The following is a 21,779-nucleotide window of genomic DNA, read 5'->3' as shown; positions in this document are numbered from 1 at the left end:
TCCGATGACCCCGCGCTACGTCGTCGGCCGGATCGGGCAGGCGCTGTTCGTCCTGTGGGCCGCCTACACGCTGTCCTTCCTGCTGCTGAACGCGATGCCCGGCGACGGGATCCTCATCAAGTTCGAGAACCCCGAGCTCGGCCTGTCAACCGACCAGGTCGCGATGATCCGCGACTACTACCGCGTCGACGACCCGCTCCTGCTGCAGTACCTGCACGCGCTGTCCGGCACGCTGCGCGGGGACTTCGGGTACTCCATCGAGACCGCCGCACCGGTCGCGGACCGGATCGCCGCGGCGCTGCCCTCGACGATCCAGCTCGCCGGCCTCGCGTTCGTGCTCGCCGTCGGCATCGCGGTCGTCGTGTCGCTGGCCGCGAGCTACGCGCGGCGCCCGTGGCTGCGCAACACCATCGCCTCGGTGCCCTCGCTCCTCATCTCGATCCCGGCGTTCTGGCTCGGCATCGTGCTGCTCCAGGTGTTCTCGTTCCGCCTCGGCTGGGTGCCGGTGATCGGCGGGGAGGACTGGCAGCAGCTCATCCTGCCGGTCCTCACCCTCGCGGTGCCGGTGAGCGCACCGCTCGCGCAGATCATCCTGCGCACCCTGGACGACATCGCCACCCGGCCGTTCGTGCGGGTCGTGGAGGCCAAGGGGGCCTCGCGCTGGTGGACGCTGACCCGGCACACCGCCCGCAACTCGCTGCTGCCGACCCTGACGATCAGCGGCCTGCTGTTCGCCGAGCTCATCTCCGGCTCGGTCGTCGTCGAGACGGTGTTCGGCCGCGACGGACTCGGCCGCCTGACCAACCTCGCGGTCAGCGCCCAGGACCTGCCGGTGATGCAGGCGATCGTCGTGGTCGCCGCGGTCGTGTTCGTGACGATCAACCTCGCCGTCGACCTGCTCTACCCGGTGCTCGACCCGCGGCTGCGGACCGCCCGCAAGCCGACCCCGCCGCCACGGACGACGACGGCGCAGCCGGCGGCCCTCGTGCCGTCCGCCGACGCGGTGGCCGAGGAACCGCTCGTCACGACTGGAGGGACCCGGCCATGACCGCCACCGCCACCCGGACCGCGCGCAGCGCGCCCGTCGTCACCCGCGAACCGGGCAACGATTCCACGAAGCCCGCCCCGCACCGGCGCCGCCGGCTGCCCGCTCTCAGCCTCGTGCTTGCGTGGGCGGTGGTCGTCACCGTGCTGCTGTGGGCCTTCCTGCCGGGCCTCTTCGCCCCCTTCGACGCCTACTCGGGCGCCGGCGGCGCGCTGCAGGAGCCCGGCGCCGGCCACCTGTTCGGCACCGACGCCACCGGCCGCGACCTGTTCTCGCGAGTGGTGCACGGCGCCTCGGAGTCACTCTCGGGCGCTCTCGTCGCGGTGACCGTCGGCCTGGCTGCCGGCACCGTGCTCGGCGTGCTCGCCGGCTCGCTCGGCGGCTTCGCCGAGGACGCGATCATGCGCTTCGTCGACATCCTGCTGTCCATCCCCGGCCTGCTGCTCGCGCTGACCGTGGTCATCCTCCTCGGCCCCGGCACGGTCAACGCGGCCCTGGCCGTCGGGATCGGCTCGGTCGCCACCTTCGCCCGGCTGGTCCGGTCCGAGGTCGTCCAGGTCCGCGGCAGCGAGTACGTCGAGGCCGCCTACGGCAGCGGCGGCCGGTTCCTCAGCGTGCTGTGGCGTCACGTGCTGCCGAACTCGCTGCGTCCCGTCGTCGCGCTGGCCGCCCTCCAGTTCGGCGTCGCGATCCTCGCGCTCTCCACCCTCGGCTTCCTCGGCTACGGGGTCACCCCGCCGGACCCGGAGTGGGGAATGATCATCAGCCAGGGCCGGGACCTCCTCGGCGCCGCGTGGTGGGTCACCACCCTGCCGGGCGCCGTCATCGTCCTCGTCGTGCTGTCGGCCAACCGGATCAGCCGTGCGGTGGGGAGCGAACGATGAGCCTCCTGGACATCCGTGACCTCGGCGTCACCTACCGCACCCGCCGCGGGACCGACCACCGTGCCGTCGACGGCGTCTCGCTCACCGTCGCCGCCGGCGAGGTAGTGGCGATCGTCGGCGAGACCGGCTCCGGCAAGACCACCACGGCCAGCGCCGTCATCGGCCTGCTCGCCCACAACGCGACGGTCGACAGCGGCGAGATCCTGCTGAACGGGGTGGACGTCCGGGGCTGGTCGAGCAAGCGGCTGGAGACCGTCCGCGGCACGCAGGTCGGCCTCATCCCGCAGGACCCCGGCAGCTCGCTCGACCCGCTCAAGACCGTGGGGTGGCAGATCGGTGAGACGCTGCGGATCCACGGCGAACGGGACCGCGACGTCGTCGCCGCCCGCGTCGCCGAGCTGCTGCGCCGCGTCGACCTGCCGGACGTCGAGCGGATCACCCGCGCCTACCCCCACGAGCTCTCCGGCGGGATGCGCCAACGGGTGCTCATCGCCTCGGCGCTCGCGCTGCAGCCCTCGCTGCTCATCGCCGACGAGCCGACCAGCGCGCTGGACGTCACCGTCCAGCGCCGGATCCTCGACCTGCTCGACGAGCTGCGCCGGGAGGACGGCAGCGGCATCCTCTTCGTCACCCACGACCTCGGGGCCGCCGCCGAGCGCGCCGACCGGATCCTCGTGATGAAGGACGGCCGCATCGAGGACTCCGGCCCGGTGGCCGAGGTGCTCGGCAACCCGACGAGCGAGTACACCAAGCGGCTGCTGCGCAACGCCCCCGCCCTCGGTCCGGTCACCTTCCGGCCACCACCGCGGCCGGCCGGGCCGGGCGCCGCGGTGGAGCCTGCCATCGAGGTCCGCGACCTGCGCAAGGTGTTCGCCGGCCGCGGCAGCAGGGGCGCCGACGTCGCCGCGCTCGACGGCGTCGGCTTCACCGTGGCCCCGGGCACCACGCACGCGGTCGTCGGGGAGTCCGGTTCCGGCAAGTCGACGACGGCGCGGATCCTGCTCGGTTTCGAGACACCGACCAGCGGGACGGCGCTCGTCACCGGCACCGACGTCGCGGCATTGTCCAGGGAAGCCCGGCGCCAGTTCCGCCGCCACATCCAGCTCGTCCACCAGAACCCGTTCAGCTCGCTGGACCCGAAGCTTCCGGTGCTGGAGATCGTCGCGGAGCCGTTGCGGAACTTCCGGCTGGGCGACCGCCGCAGCCGGCGGGCCACGGCCACCGCGCTGCTCGACCGGGTCGCGCTCGGGGCCGAGGTCCACGGCCGCCGGCCGGCCGAGCTCAGCGGCGGCCAGCGGCAGCGGGTCGCCATCGCTCGCGCGCTGGTCCTCGAGCCCAGCGTCGTCGTCCTCGACGAGCCGGTCTCCGCGCTCGACGTCAGCGTGCAGGCCCAGATCCTCGACCTGCTCGCGGAGCTGCAGCGCGAGCTGGCGCTGACCTACCTGTTCATCTCCCACGACCTCGACGTCGTGCGGCAGGTGTCCGACACCGTCACCGTGATGAGCCGCGGCCGCGTCGAGGAGACCGCGACGACCGAGCAGATCTTCCGCTCGCCACGCAGCGAGTACACCCGCGACCTGCTCGACGCCATCGCGCGCCCGCGCCTCGAGCACCCGATCCCCGCACCCTGACGTGCCTCACCAAGGAGAGAGATCATGACCATCAGAACCGACGAGCAGCTCGACCAGCGCCCGACGACGGCGGTGGGGGACGTCCTGCGCGCCCTCTCCGGCGTCCCCGTCGGCAGCCGGGTCGAGCGGCTGCGCGACGCCCGACCGGTGGCCCGGGAGGACGCCCAGGCCACCTACGACTACCTGTTCCACCCGGTCGACGACGGTGAGGTCGCGCTCGTCGAGCGCCTCGCCGTCGCCACCTTCGTCGCCGGCGTGCACGGTCACGAGGCCGCTTCGGCCCACTACGGCCAGGCGCTGGCGGATGCCGGTGCCGGCCCGGAGCTGGTGGCCGCGGTCGGCGCCGAGACCGTCGCCGGCCGGACCGAGGGCCCGTACGGCACCTACCGCGAGGAGGGGCTCGCCCATGAGAGCGTGCCCGGCCCCGAGCACCGGGTGGCGCCGCAGCACCGCGCGATCCTGGGGGAGCGGCTGGCAGCCGCCCTCGAGCATGCCCACCTCCTCGTCCTGCACCCGCGCGACTCCCGGCCCGAGCGGCTGGAGAGGCTCGTCGCCGCCGGGTGGAGCGCCACCGGCATCGTCACGCTCTCCCAGCTCGTCGCGTTCCTCGCGTTCCAGCTGCGGGCCGCCACCGGCCTCGCCGTCCTGCACGCCACCCTGAACGGAGACCGAGCATGAGCACCGTGGTCCACCACTACCCCGACCTCCACCGGCCCGAGGCCTTCACCCGCGGCGGCATCGGCTGGGTGCCGTGGCTCGAGCCGCTCGCCGCGGACGAGCTGACGCCGCGCCACCTCGACGGGCTGGTGGAGGAGAGCCGCATCGCCTCGCCGTACTTCCGGCTGCTCGCCCGCGACCCCGAGGTGCTGGGCTCGCGCACCCGGCTGGACAACGACATCTTCTACAACGAGGACGGCGGGCTGCCCCGCCCCGAGCGCGAGATCGCCGCGGCCGCCGCCTCCCGGGTGAACGGCTGCGTCTTCTGCGCGGCCATCCACGCCCGGTTCGCCACCCGGCTGTCCAAGCGGGGCGACGACGTCGACCGGCTGCTGGACGAGGGCACCGCCGCGACCATCGACCCCCGGTGGGACGCCATCATCGCGGCGGCGGAGGCGCTGACCGCGACCCCGGTCCGGTTCGGCCCCGAGCACGTCGAGCAGCTGCGCGACGCCGGCCTCGGCGATCCCGAGATCGTCGACGTCATCAATGGCGCCGCCTTCTTCAACTGGGCCAACCGGCTCATGCTCTCCCTCGGCGAGCCGGAGGTCCCCACGCCATGACCCGCCAGCAGCTCGGGTTCTTCACCCGCGTCCTTGACGCCGCCCCGCCCGCCGAGCGTTACGCGCTGGCGCTGGAGCAGATCCGCCACGCCGAGACCGAGGGCTACGACGCCGTCGCGGTCGCCCAGCACCACCTCGACGGCGACGAGGGTGGCCTGCCGGCACCGCTGGTGTTCCTCGGCCACGCGGCTGCCGTCACCTCCCGGGTGCGGCTGACCACCGGCGTCATCACCCTCGCGCTCGAGGACCCGGTACGGGTGGCGGAGGACGCCATCGTGCTCGACCACCTCAGCGGCGGGCGCCTCGAGCTGGGCTTCGCCTCCGGCGGCTCACCGGCGGCCTTCGCGACCTTCGGGCTCGACTTCGCCGACCGCCGCGACCTGTTCGCCCGCAAGCTCGACACCCTCGAGGCGGCCCTCGCGGGCGTCGAGCTGGCCGGCGGCCGGGCGCTGTACCCGCCACCGGGCACGCTGGCCGAGCGGCTGTGGATCGCCACTTTCTCCGAGCCCTGGGCGGTCGAGGCGGGCCGGCGCGGCCACGGCCTCATGCTCTCGCGCACCCAGCCGCGCCCGGAGGGCGAGCCCGACCTGCCCCTCGGTGCGCTGCAGGACCGGCTCATCGACGCCTACCTCGAGCACCTGCCCGCCGGGGCGACGCCACGGATCAGCGTCGCCCGCTCCGTGTTCGTCGCCGACGACGGCGCCCGCGCCCTCGAGCTGGCCGGCACCGGGCTGCGGCGGGTGGCGCCGTTCGTCGCGGCGACGTCCGGGCGCGACGCCGCGGCGCTGACCGCCGCCGAGCTCGTCACCGCCACCGACTCCCACGTGGGGCAGCCGGCCGCGGTGCGGGAGACCCTCGCGGCGGACTCCGCGGTCGCGCGCGCCACGCACCTGTCCTTCCAGGTCCACTCCATCGACCCTCCCCACGCCGACGTGCTGCGCTCCATCGAGCTCGTCGCCCGCGAGGTGGCCCCGGCGCTGCAGCCGACGTGGGATCGGACACCCGTCGTGACCTAAACGTGACATTGGGGGAGTCGGTCGTTATCGTCGTCAAGGTCGTCGAGCCCTCCCTCGTGCGACCCGCGTCCGGTCCCCCTCCCTGCTGCCGGCCGTGGACGACGAACCAGGTGCAGGACGGGTCGGGCACGCACGGGCGGATGCGCCGGCCCCGGGGACTGGGAAGACGCGTTGTGCCCCGACCAACCACACTCACCCCGCTGCACGGGATCGTCCTGCACCGCCGGACCGTCGCTGCCCGGCTCCAGCGCACGTACCGCTCCGCGGTCGCAGCGGGCCTGGCCGTCGTCCTCGTGGGCGCGGTAGGCGCCGCTGCCGTCGTCGACGACGACGCGGCCGGCACCGCCCGGGCGGACCTGGCGAGCCTGCGCCTCGAGGCAGCAGCCGCGCCGGACAACTCGATCACCGCGCCGGAGGTGGCGGACTGGGCGCTGGCTCCCGTCGAGGTCGACGTCGAGCTGGAGAAGGAGGACATCCGCCACTTGCGCGAGGTGCAGGTCGCCGCCCGTAACGCCGAGCGCCAGGCGCTCGAGCAGCGGGAAGCCGAGCAGGAGCAGGCCGAGCAGGAGCAAGCCGGGCAGGAGCAAGCCGGGCAGCAGCAGGACGAAGCGGCAGACGGCAGCGAGCCCGAGGCCGAGAGCGAGCCGGCGCCGATGACCGCCTCCCAGGGCGGGGAGCGCGGCTCCCTCGCCGGCATGGTCAACAGCTACCGCGGCCAGAACGGGCTGAGCGGCCTCTCCCGGGACGGCACGCTCGACCAGGTCGCCCAGAGCTGGGCGGAGTGGATGGCCGGCAACCAGGTGCTGCAGCACAACCCGAACTACGCCTCACAGATCGGTGGCGGCTGGTCGCGGTCGGGGGAGAACATCGTGCGCAACACCGGCGCCCAGTCCTGGGGCGCCGGCGAGATCACCTCGTGGATGTTCAACTGGTGGCAGAACTCCGCGCCGCACCGCGCCAACATCCTCAACACCGCCTACACCCACGTCGGTGTCGGCTACGCGATGGGGTCCGGCGGGCCCTACGCGGTGCTGCTCTTCGGCGGTCGCTGACCTCCCGACCTCCCGCCCGACCGCACCCCTGGCCGACCTCCCCGCCGCGTCAACCATGATTGACGGCCGCCAGGCGTCAATGTAGATTGACGTCATGGTCGACCCTCGGGAGGTCTCGATGCACTCGCTCGCCCATGCCGTCGATGACGGCGACGACGTCTTCGCCCAGCTCGGCGCGCTGGTGGCGCTGCGCCAGGAGGCGGACCGGCGCGAGGTGGTGCTCGTGCGGCGCGCCCGCGCGCAGGGGCTCACCTGGGCCGAGATTGCGTTCCTCCTCGGCGTCTCCAAGCAGGCAGTGCACAAGAAGCACGGCGGCTCGCGCCGCGACGACCGACGCTCTCGGCAGTAGGGCAGTTGCACCCAGGCGCCCCATCCTGCAGACTGGTTTGTGACGCAAACTGATCTGCAGCTGAGGAGACGCTCATGGGTCCACGACCCGACGACCGGACCGACGGGTCGTTGCTGCCCACCGGCGCCGACCCGGTCGCGCTGCTGGCGCTCATCGTGCAGCAGCGCGAGGAGACCAGGCGCCGCACCGAGCCGAGCCTGGCGGTGATCGCCACGGCGTGGGGCAGCGCGTGGCTCCTCGGCTACCTCACGCTCTTCCTCACCGGCGGTGCCTCCCGGGCAGCCCCGCCCGCGTGGGCGTTCATCGTCTTCGCCATCCTCCTGGTGATGGCGGTCGCCGTCACCATGGTCCACATCGGGCGGCGGTTCGCCGGGGTCAGCGGCGAGTCCGCCACCGTCGGCGCGATGTACGGCTGGACCTGGTTCATCGGGTTCGTCGTCGCCTCGCTGGTCTTCGGCGGTGCGGTCCGCGCCGGCGCCGGGTCCGAGGTGATGACCGTGCTCACCAACGGCGTCAGCTGCCTCGTCGTCGGTCTCATCTACATGGCCGGCGGCATGTTGTGGCGCGAGTGGCGGATGTTCGCGCTCGGCGGCTGGATCGCCGTCGTCGCCGGCGTCGCGTCCCTCGCCGGCGCGCCGGCCATCTACCTGGTGATGGCGGTGGCCGGCGGCGGCGGGTTCCTCGTGGCCGCCGCGGTGGACGCCCGGCGGAGCTCCCGGCGGCCGGCATGACCGACGTCGAGCTCGACCCGGTCATCCACGCCCAGTCCCGGCTGCGGGTGATGGCTACGCTCGCCGCGCTCGGCGCCGGTGACCGCCTGAGCTTCCCCAAGCTGCAGCAGCTGCTCGAGATGACCGCAGGCAACCTTTCCACCCACCTGCGCAAGCTCGAGGAAGCGGGGTACGTCGCCATCGAGAAGTCGTTCGAGGGGCGCAGCCCCGCCACCCACGTCGCCCTGACGAAGAAGGGCCGCCAGGCCTTCGACGCCTACACCGAGTCGCTGGAAGCACTGCTGAGGGGGATGAAGTGATGGAACCGGTCATCAGTGCGCTCGACGTCCGGCGCGGCTTCGGCGAGGTCGTCGCTCTCGACGGCATCAGCCTCGAGGTCGGCGCCGGCGAGCTCGTCGGCCTGCTCGGCCCCAACGGGGCCGGCAAGACCACCCTGCTCTCCCTCATCAGCGGCCGGCGCCGCGCCGACGCCGGTACGGTGCGGATCTTCGGCGGTGACCCCCGGTTGCCTGCGTCCCGGCTGGCGCTGGGCACGACGCCGCAGGAGACCGGCCTGCCGCCGACGCTGCGGGTGGGGGAGGTGGTCGACTTCGTCGCCGGCCACTACGCCGACCCGGTCGACCGCTCCGAGCTGCTCGCCCGCTTCGACCTCACCGACCTCACCGCCCGGCAGACCGGTGGGCTCTCCGGCGGGCAGCAGCGCCGGCTCGCCGTCGCGCTCGCCTTCGTCGGGCGGCCGCGCCTCGTGCTGCTCGACGAGCCGACGACCGGCCTCGACGTCGAGAGCCGCCGCGCGCTGTGGCAGGCGATCCGCGACTACCACGCCGACGGCGCCACCATCCTGCTCACCAGCCACTACATCGAGGAGGTCGAGGCCCTGGCGCAGCGCGTCGTCGTCATCGACGACGGCCGCATCCTCGCTGACGGCGAGCTCGCCACGGTCCTCGCCCGGGTCAGCGTCCGCCAGGTCACGCTCCGCACCCCCGCGGCCGACGACCGGCTCCTGGCGTTGCCCGGCGTCACCTCGGTGACGCACGACGGCACCCGCCACCACCTCCTGACCACCGATTCCGACGCCCTCGTCACCGATCTCGTCCGACGCGACATCGCCTTCGACTCCCTCGAGGTGCGCGGTGTCTCTCTCGAGGAGGCCTTCCTCGCCCTCACCCGGAAGGAGGCGGTGGCATGAGCGCCGTGACCGCTCCTACCGCGCCGTCCGCGCTGCGCCTCGTCGCGCTCCACGCGAAGTTCAACATCCTCGAGACCGTCCGCATCCCGATCGCGGTCATCAGCAACCTGATGTTCCCCGCGCTCGCGTTGGTGTTCTTCGTGGTGCCGAGCTCGGCGATCGCCGGCGACCCGACCGTCGCGACCGCCGCCGTCGGGCAGCTGGCGATGTTCGCCGTGATGGCCGCCTTCCTGTTCACCTTCGGCACCGGGGTGGCGGAGGACCGGGCACTGCCCTTCGACGGCTACGTCCGGACGCTGCCGGCCGGCGCAACGCCGCGACTGGCGGGCAGGGTCGTCACCGGGATCATCTTCTCGGTCGTCGCGCTCGTGCCGCTCATCGTGCTGGGCTGGCTGCTCACCGATGCCACCGTGCCGGCCGGCACCCTGCTGCTCGGGATCATCGCCGTCGTCGCCGCGGGCCTGCCGTTCCTCATGCTCGGCCTGGCGATCGGCTACCGGATGAGCAGCAAGGCGGCGATCGCCGTCGTCCAGGTCGTCCTGTTCCCGATGGCCTTCGCCGGCGGTCTGTTCCTGCCGCCGCAGATGTTCCCCGGCTGGCTCGACTCGCTGTCCGAGTGGCTGCCCAGCCGCGCCGGCCGCGACCTCGTGGTCCAGGTCCTCACCGGCGAGCCGGCGGGCGCGCTCGCGCTGCCGGTCCTCGTGGGATGGCTGGCGCTGTTCACGGCACTGGCGGTGCTCGCCTTCCGCCGCGACGAGGGGCGCCGGTTCCGCTGACCGGTCGCCACGGAGCTGCGAGACCCAACAGAACCCACATTTGGAGTGTCCGAATGCCTTTACATTGCGCCGTATGGGTGGTGTCATAGGCGCAGGCACATGGTCGCGACGTGGGGGTCCGGTGAGCGAAGCAGCGAGGCAGTGGCACGGCGCGGTGGTCACGCTGACCCCCAACCCGAGCATCGACCGCGCGATCGTCGTCGACGCCCTCCGGCGCGGCGAGGTGCACCGTGCCGGCGGGGTCCGGGTCGATCCCGGTGGCAAGGGGGTCAACGTCTCGCGTGCGCTGGCCGCGCAAGGTGCCGCGACACTCGCGGTGCTGCCGGTCGGCGGTCCCGAAGGGCACCTGCTCGAGCAGCTGCTCACCGCCGCGCGGGTGGACCACGCCGCAGTGCCGGTCGCGGGCGCGGTGCGGATGAACGTCAGCGTCCTCGAGCCCGACGGCACGACGACGAAGCTCAACGAGCCCGGCCCGGAGCTGTCACCGGCGGAGACCGAGGCACTGCTCACCGCCACCATCGCGCCGGCGGGCGACGGGGCCTGGGTCGCGGGGTGCGGCAGCCTGCCGCCCGGCGCTCCCACGGACTTCTACGCCGCTCTCGTGGCGGGGGTGCGGGCGCGCGGCGGGCTGGTGGCGATCGACTCCTCCGGCCCCCCGATGGTGGCCGCCGTCGCGGCCCGCCCGGACCTCGTCAAGCCCAACCACGAGGAGCTCGCGGAGGTCGTCGGGCACCCACTGCCGACCCTCGCTGACGTCCGGGCCGCCGCTCGGGACCTCGTCGCCAGCGGGATCACGATCGTCGCCGTCAGCCTCGGCAGTGACGGCGCGCTGCTGGTGACCGCGGACACCGTGGTCCACGCCCGGGCCACGGTCGGCGCCCCGCTCTCCACCGTCGGGGCCGGTGACTGCATGCTCGCCGGCCTGCTCCACGGGCTCTCGAGCGGGACGACCGCCGCGGCCGCGCTGGCGACCGGGGTGCGCTGGGGCGCGGCAGCCGTCACGCTGCCCGGCAGCCGGGTCCCGACCCCGGCCGACCTCGACGGCATCGTCGTCGAGACCACGGTCGACCCCGACCTCACGCTCACCCTCACCTGACCCAAGGAGCACCGCCATGGCAACCCGCAACGTCACCATCGCCTCGTCCGTCGGCCTGCACGCGAGGCCCGCCGCCATGTTCGTCCAGGAGGCCACCGCCTCCGGCCTCGCAGTCAAGATCGGCCGGCCGGGCCAGACCCCGGTCGACGCCCGCAGCATCCTCGGCGTCATGGCCCTGGGCGCCAAGCACGGCGAGGAGGTCGTCCTCAGCGCCGACGGCGACGACGCCGACCCGACCCTCGACAGCCTCGTCGCGCTGCTCGCCCGCGACCTCGACGCGGAGTAGGCCATGGCGTCCGAGACGAAGCAGGGGATCGGCGTCAGCCCGGGCACCGCCCACGGCCCGGTCGTCCAGGTGTCGCCGCCCGTCCCACCGCCGGCTGACGAACCGCCGGCCGAGGACCAGGAGGCCGCGCTCGCCGACGTGCGGGCCGCCCTCGAGTCGGTGGCCGTCACGCTCGAGCAGCGCGCCGCCCTCGTCGACGACACCGCCCAGCAGATCCTGCAGGCCACCGCGCTCATCGCCCGCGACACCGGGCTGATCGACGCCGCCGGCAAGCAGCTGGCGGCCGGTCGCGGCCCGGCGACCGCGATCGCCGGCGCGGTCGAGGAGTACGCCGTGCAGTTCGAGGCGCTCGGCGGCTACTTCGCCGAACGGGTCGCCGACCTGCGCGACATCGGTGACCGTGCCGTCGCCGCGGTGCTCGGTGTCGCCCCGCCGGGGGTGCCACCGTTCACCGTGCCGAGCGTCATCGTCGCCCGCGACCTCGCTCCGGCGGAGACCGCCACCCTCGACCGGTCGCTCGTCGTCGGCATCGTCACTGAGGCCGGCGGCCGCACCAGCCACACCGCGATCCTCGCCGCCCAGATGGGCATCCCAGCGGTGGTCCAGCTCGCCGGCGCCACGAACGTCCCGGCCGGCACCCAGGTGGCACTCGACGGGGACACCGGCGAGGTGACCATCGACCCCGACCCGGCGCTCGTCGCGGCGCAGGAGGACCGGGTGCGGCGCCGTGCGGCGGCACTGGCCGCCTACAGCGGCCCGGGACGTACGAGCGACGGTGTGCCGGTCGCCTTGCTCGCCAACATCGGCGGCGTGGCGGACGCCGTCGACGCCGGCGCGCGCGACCTCGAGGGCGTCGGGCTGTTCCGCACCGAGTTCGTCTACCTCTCGGCGACCCGGGCACCGACCGTCGCGGAACAGGTGGAGATCTACCGCGGCGTCTTCGAGCCGTTCGAGGGCCGGCGCGTCGTCGTCCGCACGCTCGACGCCGGGGCGGACAAGCCGCTCGCGTTCGCCGACCTCGGCCCCGAGGAGAACCCTGCCCTCGGCCGGCGCGGGCTGCGGCTGTCGGCCGAGCGGCCCGACCTGCTCGACGCCCAGCTCGAGGCGCTGGCGGTGGCCGCCAAGGAGACCGGCGCGGACGTCCGGGTGATGGCGCCGATGGTCGCCACCGCCGAGGAGGCCGCGTGGTTCGCCCGGCGCGTCCGGGAGAACGGGCTGCCCAAGGCGGGGGTGATGATCGAGGTGCCCGGAGCCGCGCTGCGCGCCGAGCACGTCCTGGCGGACCTCGACTTCGCCAGCCTGGGCACCAACGACCTCGCGCAGTACACGATGGCGGCCGACCGGATGCAGGGCGAGCTGTCCGACCTGCTCGACCCGTGGCAGCCCGCCGTGCTCGACGTCGTCGCGGCCGCCTGCGCGGGCGCCCGGCGGGTCGACCGCCCGATCGGGGTCTGCGGGGAGTCCGCCGGCGACCCGCTGCTCGCGCTCGTCCTCGTCGGGCTCGGCGTCACCAGCCTGTCGATGGCGCCGAGCAAGGTGCCGGCGGTGCGCCTCGCCCTCGCGCTGCACACGCTGCCGGAGTGCCAGGCGCTGGCCCGCGCGGCCCGCGCCGCCCGGACCGCCGTCGACGCCCTGGAGGCGGTGCGCGGCCGCGCCAGCAGCGAGCTGACCGACCTGGTCTGACTGCGGTCACCGTCCGTTCACCGCGAGGTCATCCCACCTCCCTACCCTGCCGGGGTCCCCGAAGAAGGAGTCCGGAAACCATGACCTCGCTCCCCGTCAGGCGGGTGCGCGCCACCGTCGCGTCCGCCGCGCTGGCCGCCATCGCGCTCGGCACGGTGATCCCCATCGCCACCGCTGCCCCGGCACCGACCTGGCCGCTGGTCGTCACCGAGATCGTTCCCAACCCCGACAGCTACGACCACTTCGAGTACTTCGAGGTCACCAACCCGACCGACGCCGACGTGACGATCGGCGAGGGCGGCTACTCCTTCGCCTACTCCTACACGGACTCCGCGGACACCGCCCGCGACGTCGCGCTCACCGCGCCGGCGGGCACCGTGGTGCCGGCCGGCGGCACCGTCGTCTTCTGGGTCGCTTACGAGAGCCCCGACGGCAACGTCAACTCCTTCGCCTACGACGAGAACGACTTCCGGGCCTTCTGGGCCACCCGTGGGGGCGGGGACTCGTCGTACGAGATCGTGCAGGTCACCGGCCAGGCCGGGATGGCCAACGGCGGCGACCGCGGCATCCGGGTGCTCGACGCCGACGGCGAGCCCGTCGGCTGGTCGCACTACCAGGCCGGCTCCACCGGCATCGACCAGGCCGCCCAGTTCCGCATCCCGGTGGACGCCGCCGAGCGGTCGATGGACCTGCTGGCCGGCAACGCAACGCCGTCACCCGGCGTCGTCGACCCTGCCCAGCTCGAGGACCGCGACAGCGAGACACCCGAGGAGCCGGAGGAGCCCGAGGAGCCCACCGGCCCGATCGCCGGCCCGGCGGCCGACTCGCTGGTCGGCAACCTGCTGCTCACCGAGCTCGTCGTCGACAGCACCAACGTCGGCAGCGCGGACGGCTACGAGTTCGTCGAGGTGTACAACACCACCACCGAGCCGATCGAGTTCGGCGACTACCAGATCCGCTACCTCTACCCCGACAGCGGCAGCACCGCGCTGTGGCCCGCGACGCCGCAGGACGCCACGATCCCGGCCGGCGGCACCCTCGTGCTGTGGATCAAGAACGGCCAGAACGACGACCTCACCCCGGCCGACTTCAACGCCTTCTGGGGCACCACGGTCCCTGAGGCACAGCTGCTGGAGATCTACGCCGGCGGGATGGCCAACGGCAGCGCCCGCGGCATCGAGATCATGACCGACACCGGCGTCACGGTGAACCACGGCTTCTACAACATGGCCGGCGCGCGTGACGTCGCCGTCGACCAGGGCATCGCCTACGGCGTGGACCCGGCGGACTTCTCGCTGCAGCGCATCGTCGCCACCCGCGCCGCCACCCCCGGCGCCGTCGAGCCCGACCAGGTGCCCACCGAGCTCACCACCATGGCCACCGACTCCACCACCCCGGTCGTCGTCGACACCACGCCGGCCACCATCGACCCGGCGGAGGACTTCACCGTCTCGGCCACGGTCACCGACGACACCCTGGTCCGCAGCGTCACGCTGCAGCTGCGCGCCAACCTCGCTGACGACTTCACCGACCACAACCTGCTCGTCGGCGAGAATGACAGTTACGGTCACACCATCGGCGCCGTCGACCTCACCGGCAAGCAGTACTTCGAGTACCGCTTCGTCGCCTCCGACGGCAGCAACCAGGTGGTCACCGACACGGTGCGCGTCGACGTCGAGGGCGTCGACACGAGCCCGGTCCGGTTGAGCGTCACCGACGGCGACGTGGTCGCCGGCACCACCACCGTCTCTGCGGCGGGCACCACCTACCCGGCGGAGCTCTCGCTGACCATCGACGGCGAGGTCCGCACCCCGACGACGCCGCAGCTGGAGGCGGCCCCGACGTTCGCCGTCGAGGTCACCGCGACCGACGACTACTTCCGCAACGGCATCCTGCTGCCCGGTGACGGCGCGACCACCAACGAGCAGTGCGTCAACGGGCGCGTGCTGACGATCTTTGACGAGGGCACCTACTCCGAGGTCGAGACGGTCACCACCGAGGTGCCGCTCGACGCCGTCACCCAGGGTGAGGACCTCACGCTGTTCGTCTCGGCCGGCACCAAGGCCTGGCCCTGCGAGGACGACGACGAGAACAACGACGACTACACGATCAGCAACCCGCGGCTCATCCTGCCCGACGGCCGCACCCTGGCGCCGGCCGGCTACACCAGCGGCAACCTGGGGATGGGTGACTCGAACGACGGCCAGTACGACAACTACCCGGCCGTCTTCACCATCCCCGACGACGCCTACGTCGCGCAGGGCTACGCGTGGGACACCACCGAGGTGGCCGACGGTGAGGTCGCCGTCACCGCCACCGACGGTGACGACACCGACACCGCCGCGGTCGTCGTCGACAACACGGCCCCGGTGGTCGAGCCGCAGCTGACCGCGGACACCGTGCGCGACGCGCAGCTCCAGGGCGCGATCACGCTGGACGCCACGATCACCGACGCGACCACCGAGGTCGTCGACGTCGTCGCCACCCTCGACGGCATGGCCGTCGAGCTGCCGCACGTGACGTCCTCGACCGACCTCGCCGCGGGCGAGCACGTGCTGACGATCACCGCCACCGACGCCGCGGGCAACGTCGCGGAGGTCACCGAGACCTTCACGACGCCCGAGGAGGATCCAGCGATCGAGCTGCTCACGCCGGCCGACGGCGCCACCGTCACCGGCACCCACGTCGACCTCTCCGCCCGGGTGACCGACCCCGCCGGTGACGACCTCGACGTCACCTTCCGCGCGGCGCACGCCTACCGCGCCAGCGACGCGGTGGTCACCGCCACCGCCGGCCAGACCCGCGACGCGCTCGCGGCCGAGCGGGACGGCGCCGCGCTGAGCGACGACGAGCTCGCCGCACTGGACGGCGCCGACGGCGAGACGGCCACCGTCGCCAGCAGCGACGCGCTTCCCTACCAGCTGTTCGACGTCGCGGTGCCTGAGACGGCCGGGGACGGCGCCTCGGTCCGCGTCAGCTGGGAGGGCTCGGCCAACGACTCGGCCAAGGTGCTGCTCCACGTGTGGAACACCGCCACCGAGGCCTGGGAGGAGACCGACCGTCACCTCACCGAGGACGGCGGCGCCTTCACGCTGACCGCGGACGTGCCGGTCACCGACCATGTCGCCGGCGCCGCCGCCCGCTTCCTCGTGCAGCACTCCGAGGGCTTCGCCGGTGCGGACACCTCCGACCGCACCACGGTGGTCGACCCGGCGCACCCGGACGACACCGCGCGCGACGAGTACGACTTCACGCTCGGCTGGGAGTCGGACACGCAGTACTACAACGAGGAGTTCTACGACCACCAGCTGGCGATCCACGAGTACCTGCTCGACCAGCGTGAGGACGTCAACCTCAAGTACCTGTTCCACACCGGCGACATCGTCGACAACCACGACCAGCCCTACCAGTGGGAGAACGCCGACGCCGCCTACGCGATGCTCGACGACGCGGGCCTGCCCTACGGGGTGCTCGCCGGAAACCACGACGTCGGCAACTTCGCGAACGACTACTCGTCCTACGGCGAGTACTTCGGCGACGCGCGGTTCGCCGCCAACCCGTGGTTCGGCGGCTCCTACGAGAACAACCGCGGCCACTACGACCTGTTCTCCGCCGGCGGCATCGACTTCATCGTGGTGTCGATGGGCTGGGACCCGGGGGACGCCGAGATCGCCTGGATGAACGAGGTCCTCGCGCAGTACCCCGAGCGGGTCGGGATCATCAACGTCCACGAGTACCTGCTCACCACCGGTGGCATGGGCCCGATCCCGCAGCAGATCCAGGACGAGGTGGTGGCCACCAACGCCAACGTCTCGATGGTGATGTCCGGGCACTACCACGACGCCTACACCCGCTACGACTCCTTCGACGACGACGGTGACGGCGTCGACGACCGCACCGTCACGCAGATGCTGTTCGACTACCAGGGCCTGCCCGAGGGCGGCCAGGGCTTCCTGCGGCTGCTGCAGTTCGACAACGAGGACGAGGAGATCCGGGTCCGGACCTACTCGCCGTCGCTCGAGCAGTACAACGCTGAGCACGCCACGCTCGAGCCGGAGAACCAGGACTTCGTCATCAGCTACGAGACCGCCGGGATCACCAGCCGGGTCAAGGAGCTGCGCGGCGACGCGTTCCGGGCGGAGGTGCTCACCGACGAGGTGCTCATCGACGACGAGATCGCCGCGTCCGCCGCGGTGCCGAGCGGCTCGACGGTCAGCGCGGCCTGGACGCCGACCGACGGCAGCCACGGCTGGTACGCCGAGGCCACCGACGCCCACGGCGGCCAGGTGCAGTCCGAGGTCCGGCAGCTGACCTTCGTCGGTACCGAGGCACCGGTGGACCCGCCGGCAGGCGGGGACGACGGCGACGACGACGTCAGCACCGACGACGACCGGCCCGGCGCCGGCGGCTCGGACGGCTCGTCCGGCTCGGGCTCCGGCAGCGGCTCGCTGCCGGTGACCGGCGCCGAGCTGGCCGGCATCGTGCTCGCGCTGCTGGTGCTGCTCGGCCTCGGCGGCGTCCTCGTGGTCACCCGGCGCGCGGCAGCAGGCCGCTGACCAACGACGAGGGCCCCGGTCCGCACCCAGCCAGGTGCGGACCGGGGCCCTCGTCGTCCCACCGGGACCGGTCAGCGCCGCCGCGGCCGGAGCGTGACGTTAGGCAGCTCCGGGGCGGGCAGCGGGCCGCCGGCGTAGCCGTCGACCCGGCCGAAGCGCAGCAGCGCCGCCCGGGTGGCGTCGTCGGGCTCGGTGCCGGGGGCCGCGGTGAGGTGGGCGACGACGGCCTGCCACTGCGCGCGGGCGGTGACCACCTCCTCGTGGCCGCGGCCGACGAAGTTCCACCACATGAGGATGTGCTCCTCGAACGGCGCCCCGCCGAACAGCACGGCCCGCACCGGGCCGTCGGTCCCGGCGCGCAGCGTGGTGCCGGTGCGCCCGGGGGAGAGGTAGCTGAGCCAGGCGGTGCGCAGGTCCTCACCGTCGACGGTGAGCGTGCCGGCGTCGAGCAGGATGCCGTGCTCGAAGGCTGGGTCGAGCGGCACGGTCACCTCCGCGCCGGGCTCGAGGTCGACCTGGGCGGCCACGAGCGGGGAGTAGGCCCGTGCCGGTGAGCTCACGCCGTCGAGGCTGCCCATGAACACCTGCAGCCGCATGCCGTCGCGCTCGACCACCGGCACCTCGGCGACGTGCTCGAACGCGGCGTCGCCGTGGCGACCGGTGTCCGGCAGCGCCGTCCACAGCTGGACGCCGTGGAGCACGGGAGAGGTGATGGACTCCTCGGAGTGGGAGATGCCGTGGCCGGCGGTCATGAGGTTGAGCTGCCCGGGCCGGATCGGCTGCACCGCGCCGAGGGCGTCCTGGTGCAGGACCTCGCCCTCGAACAGCCAGGTGACCGTCTGCAGCCCGGTGTGCGGGTGCGGGGCGACGTCCATCCCGCCGGTGGCGGCGACGTCGTCGGGCCCGTAGTGGTCGAGGAAGCAGAACGGGCCGATGAGCGAGCGCTCGCGGGTGGGCAGCGTGCGCCGCACCGTCATCGCTCGCGGACCACCGAGGGGGACGTCGCGCGGCTCGATGTGCTCCAGCGGGCCATCGGGCGCGGCACCACCCGCGACGCACTCCTGCGCGACCGGACGCGGCTCCAGGTTCGTCATGCCTCGAGTATCCCCGAGACCGCAAACGCCGCCAGATCTGTGACGGATGTGACTGGTGGGGAGACTGAGAAGAGGAATCCGCGCAGACACACCGAAAAAGCGGCGAGTGCACGCGACAATCGAGGGTCGGAAGTCGTAGTGTCGGCGCAGTCGCACTCGATTGGGTGCGTACGCCGACCGATGAGAGGGATTACATGTCCGTCAACCGCACCGAGCTCGTCGCCGCCGTGGCCGAGCGCTCCTCGCTCACCAAGTCCCAGGCCGATGCTGCTCTGTCGGCCCTGCAGGACGTCCTTGTCGACTCTGTCGGCAAGGGTGAGGCCGTCAAGATCACCGGTCTGCTGTCCGTGGAGCGCGTCGAGCGCGCCGCGCGCACTGGCCGCAACCCCCGCACCGGCGAGGAGATCCAGATTCCCGCCGGCTTCGGCGTGAAGATCTCCGCTGGTTCGGCCCTGAAGAAGGCCGTCTCCAACAAGTGATGTGATGATCGCATCAGCGAGGCGGGCAGGGTGCTAGCCGTCCTGCCCGCCTCGTTCTGCTCGAGCAGTTCGGCGCAAGGAGTCCCGTGAAGGTCATCATCAGATCCCGTCCCGAGGACGTCGGAGCCATCGTCGCGGACGCGGTGCAGCGGCTGCTCTCGCGCAAGCCCGACGCCGTGCTCGGCCTGGCCACCGGGTCGAGCCCGCTGGCGGTGTACGCCGAGCTCATCCGCCGCTACGAGGCCGGCAGCCTCTCCTTCGCGCGAGCGAAGGGCTTCACGCTCGACGAGTACGTCGGCCTGCCGGCGGACCACCCCGAGGCCTACCACAACGTCATCAAGCGCGAGTTCACCGACCGCGTCAACTTCGCACCGTCGGCCGTGCGCGGCCCCGACGGCACCGCCGCCGACCTGCCGGCCGAGTGCGCCGACTTCGAGCGGGACATCGCCGAGTCTGGCGGGGTGGACCTGCAGATCCTGGGGATCGGCACCGACGGGCACATCGCCTTCAACGAGCCGGCGTCCTCGCTGGCGTCGCGCACCCGCGTCAAGCGGCTGCACCAGCAGACCCGCGAGGACAACGCCCGGTTCTTCGCCGGCGACATCGACGCCGTCCCCGAGCACGCCGTCACCCAGGGTCTGGGCACCATCATGGACGCCGAGCACGTCGTGCTCGTGGCCTTCGGTGAGGGCAAGGCCGAGGCCGTCGCGCAGCTCGTCGAGGGATCGGTCAGTGCGATGTGGCCGGCGACCATCCTGCAGCACCACCGGCACGCCACCGTGCTGGTCGACGAGCCGGCCGCCAGCCGCCTCGTGCACGCCGACTTCTACCGCAGCACGATCGCCCGGCCGGGCTGGCCGCACATCTGACCGCGGTCAGCCGCGCGCGGACCGGCGCCACATCACCGCGGAGCCAACGATGCCGACGGCGAGCAGGCCGGTGAGCCATGCCAGCGCCGGGCCCAGGTGCCCCGCGGTCGGCTGACCGAAGAGCAGCGCGCGGACCGTCTCGATGATCGGCGTGAACGGCGTGTGCTCGGCGAATCCGTGCAGCCAGCTGGGCAGCGTGCTCACCGGGACGAAGGCGCTGGACAGGTAGGGCAGGAAGAGCAGCGCGAAGCTCACCGCCGAGGCGCCCTCGACCGTCTTGACCACAAGCCCGGCGGCGGCCGACAGCCACGAGACGGCCAGCATGTACAGCGCGATGACGCCGGTGGCGCCGAGCCACTCCGCGAGGCCGGCGGTCGGCCGGAACCCGATGGCCAGCGCCGTCGCCAGGGACAGCGCGAGCGACACCAGGTTGCGCAGCACGCTGGCCACGACGTGCCCGGTGAGTACCGCCGACGGCGTCATCGGCATGGTGCGGAAGCGTGCCACGATCCCCTCGGTCACGTCCTTGGTCACGCTGATCGCGGTCTGCGCGGCGCCGTAGCCGCCGACGAGCAGCAGCACGCCGGGCACCACGTAGTCGACGTACGCCCCGCCGCCGGTGTCGAGCGCGCCGCCGAAGACGATCGTGATCAGCAGCATGATGCCGACCGGCAGTGCGACGCCGAGCAGGATCACCTCGGGCTCGCGGACGGCATGGCGCAGGCTGCGCCGGATCATCACGAGAGTGTCGGCGAGCGGTGCGGTGCGGTGGCTGGTGAGCGTGGTCATGGCCGGACTCCTTCCCGGGTCTCAGGGGCGCGGGTGAGGAGCAGGAAGACGTCGTCGAGACTGGGCTCGCGCAGCCCGATCCGGTCGACGACGCGGCCGTCGTCGTCGACGTCGGCGAGGATCCGCCGCAGGTCCGCGACCGACCCGTCGGTGGGGATCGCCTCCCGGGTGCCGTTGGCGTAGCCGACCTCGACGACGTCGGCACCCACCCGTCGCTTGAGCTCGGCGGCGCTGCCCTCGGCGACGATCCGGCCGTGGTGCAGGACCGCGATGGTGTCGGCCAGCGAGTCGGCCTCCTCGAGGTACTGGGTGGTGAGGACGACGGTGACGCCGTCGGCGGTGAGCTCGCGCACCTGGCGCCACACGCCCTGCCGGCTGCGCGGGTCCAGGCCGGTGGTGGGCTCGTCGAGGAAGAGCACCTGGGGCCGGGCAAGCAGGCTGATGGCGATGTCGAGGCGCCGGCGCATCCCGCCGGAGTAGGTCCGCACCAGGCGGTCGGCAGCGTCGGCGATGTCGAGCTGCTCGAGCAGCTCGGTCACCCGACCGCCGACGGTGCGGCGGGGCAGGTGGTTGAGCTGGGCCATCATCCGCAGGTTCTCCCGGCCGGTGAGCAGGTCGTCGACCGCGGCGAACTGCCCGGTGAGCGAGATGGCGTGGTGGACGGCGCGCGGCGAGCGGACGACGTCGTGCCCCGCGACGGTCACCCGCCCGGCGTCGGGCCTGGCGAGGGTGGACAGGATGTTGATCGTCGTCGTCTTTCCGGCGCCGTTGGGCCCGAGCAGCGCGAAGACGCTGCCCCGGGGCACGGTGAGGCTGATGCCGTCGAGCACCTGGGTGGTGCCGTAGGCCTTGCGGAGGTCGCTGATCTCGATGGCAGGAGGATCGGTGGCTGTGTATGCAGTAGACATAGTCTGTACGATACACACGCAGTGTGGGGCGTACGCAAGGGATATGCTGCTGGCCGGCCGAGACGA

General features: G+C 72.8%; 21 protein-coding genes. 18 read left to right on the top strand and 3 right to left on the bottom strand.

The window, feature by feature from the left end; all coding sequences use genetic code 11:
* The first annotated feature begins 4 nt into the window (after positions 1–4).
* The 16 genes from V2J52_RS09675 to V2J52_RS09600 all read left to right on the top strand — a co-directional run bounded on the left by V2J52_RS09675 (position 5) and on the right by V2J52_RS09600 (position 17,574).
* A complete protein-coding gene (locus tag V2J52_RS09675; RefSeq protein WP_331227475.1) occupies positions 5–1,048 on the top strand; it encodes an ABC transporter permease in 1,044 nt (347 codons plus the stop codon).
* A complete protein-coding gene (locus V2J52_RS09670) occupies positions 1,045–1,929 on the top strand; it encodes an ABC transporter permease (protein WP_331227474.1) in 885 nt (294 codons plus the stop codon). Before V2J52_RS09675 ends, V2J52_RS09670 begins: the two co-directional genes overlap by 4 nt.
* On the top strand, positions 1,926–3,560 hold the full coding sequence (locus tag V2J52_RS09665) for an ABC transporter ATP-binding protein (protein WP_331227473.1): 1,635 nt from the start codon (positions 1,926–1,928) through the stop codon (positions 3,558–3,560). The genes V2J52_RS09670 and V2J52_RS09665 overlap by 4 nt, the downstream gene beginning before the upstream one ends.
* A gap of 24 nt (positions 3,561–3,584) precedes the next feature.
* Positions 3,585–4,238: a CMD domain protein gene (locus V2J52_RS09660; protein ID WP_331227472.1), complete on the top strand. Its 654-nt coding sequence runs from the start codon at positions 3,585–3,587 to the stop codon at positions 4,236–4,238.
* Entirely contained in the window at positions 4,235–4,840 is a 606-nt protein-coding gene (locus tag V2J52_RS09655) for an alkylhydroperoxidase domain protein (RefSeq protein ID WP_331227471.1), read from the top strand. The genes V2J52_RS09660 and V2J52_RS09655 overlap by 4 nt, the downstream gene beginning before the upstream one ends.
* Positions 4,837–5,856 carry a putative FMN-dependent luciferase-like monooxygenase gene (locus V2J52_RS09650; protein ID WP_331227470.1) on the top strand — a complete coding sequence of 340 codons (1,020 nt, stop codon included), beginning with the start codon at positions 4,837–4,839 and terminating at the stop codon, positions 5,854–5,856. The genes V2J52_RS09655 and V2J52_RS09650 overlap by 4 nt, the downstream gene beginning before the upstream one ends.
* A 173-nt stretch (positions 5,857–6,029) precedes the next feature.
* On the top strand, positions 6,030–6,908 hold the full coding sequence (locus V2J52_RS09645; RefSeq protein WP_331227469.1) for a CAP domain-containing protein: 879 nt from the start codon (positions 6,030–6,032) through the stop codon (positions 6,906–6,908).
* Between the two features lie 94 nt (positions 6,909–7,002).
* On the top strand, positions 7,003–7,257 hold the full coding sequence (locus V2J52_RS09640; protein WP_331227468.1) for a hypothetical protein: 255 nt from the start codon (positions 7,003–7,005) through the stop codon (positions 7,255–7,257).
* Positions 7,258–7,331: 74 nt separating this feature from the next.
* Positions 7,332–7,988, top strand: a complete 657-nt coding sequence (locus tag V2J52_RS09635) for a hypothetical protein (RefSeq protein WP_331227467.1) — start codon at positions 7,332–7,334, stop codon at positions 7,986–7,988.
* Complete coding sequence (locus V2J52_RS09630) at positions 7,985–8,287, top strand: winged helix-turn-helix domain-containing protein (protein ID WP_331227466.1); 303 nt, start codon at positions 7,985–7,987, stop codon at positions 8,285–8,287. The genes V2J52_RS09635 and V2J52_RS09630 overlap by 4 nt, the downstream gene beginning before the upstream one ends.
* Complete coding sequence (locus V2J52_RS09625; RefSeq protein WP_331227465.1) at positions 8,287–9,177, top strand: ABC transporter ATP-binding protein; 891 nt, start codon at positions 8,287–8,289, stop codon at positions 9,175–9,177. The genes V2J52_RS09630 and V2J52_RS09625 overlap by 1 nt, the downstream gene beginning before the upstream one ends.
* Positions 9,174–9,953: an ABC transporter permease gene (locus V2J52_RS09620; protein ID WP_331227464.1), complete on the top strand. Its 780-nt coding sequence runs from the start codon at positions 9,174–9,176 to the stop codon at positions 9,951–9,953. Before V2J52_RS09625 ends, V2J52_RS09620 begins: the two co-directional genes overlap by 4 nt.
* Before the next feature lie 121 nt (positions 9,954–10,074).
* Positions 10,075–11,049, top strand: a complete 975-nt coding sequence (gene pfkB / locus V2J52_RS09615) for a 1-phosphofructokinase (RefSeq protein ID WP_331227463.1) — start codon at positions 10,075–10,077, stop codon at positions 11,047–11,049.
* A gap of 16 nt (positions 11,050–11,065) precedes the next feature.
* Positions 11,066–11,335, top strand: coding sequence for an HPr family phosphocarrier protein (locus V2J52_RS09610; protein ID WP_331227462.1), 270 nt, complete (start codon positions 11,066–11,068; stop codon positions 11,333–11,335).
* A 3-nt stretch (positions 11,336–11,338) separates the two neighbouring features.
* Complete coding sequence (gene ptsP / locus V2J52_RS09605) at positions 11,339–13,018, top strand: phosphoenolpyruvate--protein phosphotransferase (RefSeq protein ID WP_331227461.1); 1,680 nt, start codon at positions 11,339–11,341, stop codon at positions 13,016–13,018.
* An 80-nt stretch (positions 13,019–13,098) separates the two neighbouring features.
* Entirely contained in the window at positions 13,099–17,574 is a 4,476-nt protein-coding gene (locus V2J52_RS09600) for a lamin tail domain-containing protein (protein ID WP_331227460.1), read from the top strand.
* A 71-nt stretch (positions 17,575–17,645) separates the two neighbouring features.
* Here the strand turns inward: V2J52_RS09600 and V2J52_RS09595 are convergent, their stop codons facing one another.
* The gene (locus V2J52_RS09595; protein WP_331227459.1) at positions 17,646–18,668 is read right to left on the bottom strand and encodes a pirin family protein; all 1,023 of its coding nucleotides are present in this window, start codon (positions 18,666–18,668) and stop codon (positions 17,646–17,648) included.
* A 194-nt stretch (positions 18,669–18,862) separates the two neighbouring features.
* Between V2J52_RS09595 and V2J52_RS09590 the strand changes: the two genes are divergently transcribed.
* Together V2J52_RS09590 and nagB are read left to right on the top strand one after the other, a co-directional pair.
* Entirely contained in the window at positions 18,863–19,147 is a 285-nt protein-coding gene (locus tag V2J52_RS09590) for an HU family DNA-binding protein (RefSeq protein WP_331227765.1), read from the top strand.
* 86 nt (positions 19,148–19,233) lie between these two features.
* Positions 19,234–20,016 (top strand): glucosamine-6-phosphate deaminase, encoded by a 783-nt coding sequence (gene nagB / locus V2J52_RS09585; protein ID WP_331227458.1) that lies wholly within the window; start codon positions 19,234–19,236, stop codon positions 20,014–20,016.
* A 6-nt stretch (positions 20,017–20,022) separates the two neighbouring features.
* Here the strand turns inward: nagB and V2J52_RS09580 are convergent, their stop codons facing one another.
* Together V2J52_RS09580 and V2J52_RS09575 are read right to left on the bottom strand one after the other, a co-directional pair.
* Entirely contained in the window at positions 20,023–20,805 is a 783-nt protein-coding gene (locus V2J52_RS09580) for an ABC transporter permease (protein ID WP_331227457.1), read from the bottom strand.
* Positions 20,802–21,713, bottom strand: a complete 912-nt coding sequence (locus V2J52_RS09575; protein ID WP_331227456.1) for an ATP-binding cassette domain-containing protein — start codon at positions 21,711–21,713, stop codon at positions 20,802–20,804. Before V2J52_RS09575 ends, V2J52_RS09580 begins: the two co-directional genes overlap by 4 nt.
* Between the last annotated feature and the right edge of the window lie 66 nt (positions 21,714–21,779).

Origin of the sequence: Georgenia sunbinii (genome assembly GCF_036421875.1) — a bacterium.
Lineage (GTDB): Bacteria > Actinomycetota > Actinomycetes > Actinomycetales > Actinomycetaceae > Georgenia_B > Georgenia_B sunbinii.
This window is presented reverse-complemented; position numbering and strand designations above follow the sequence as displayed.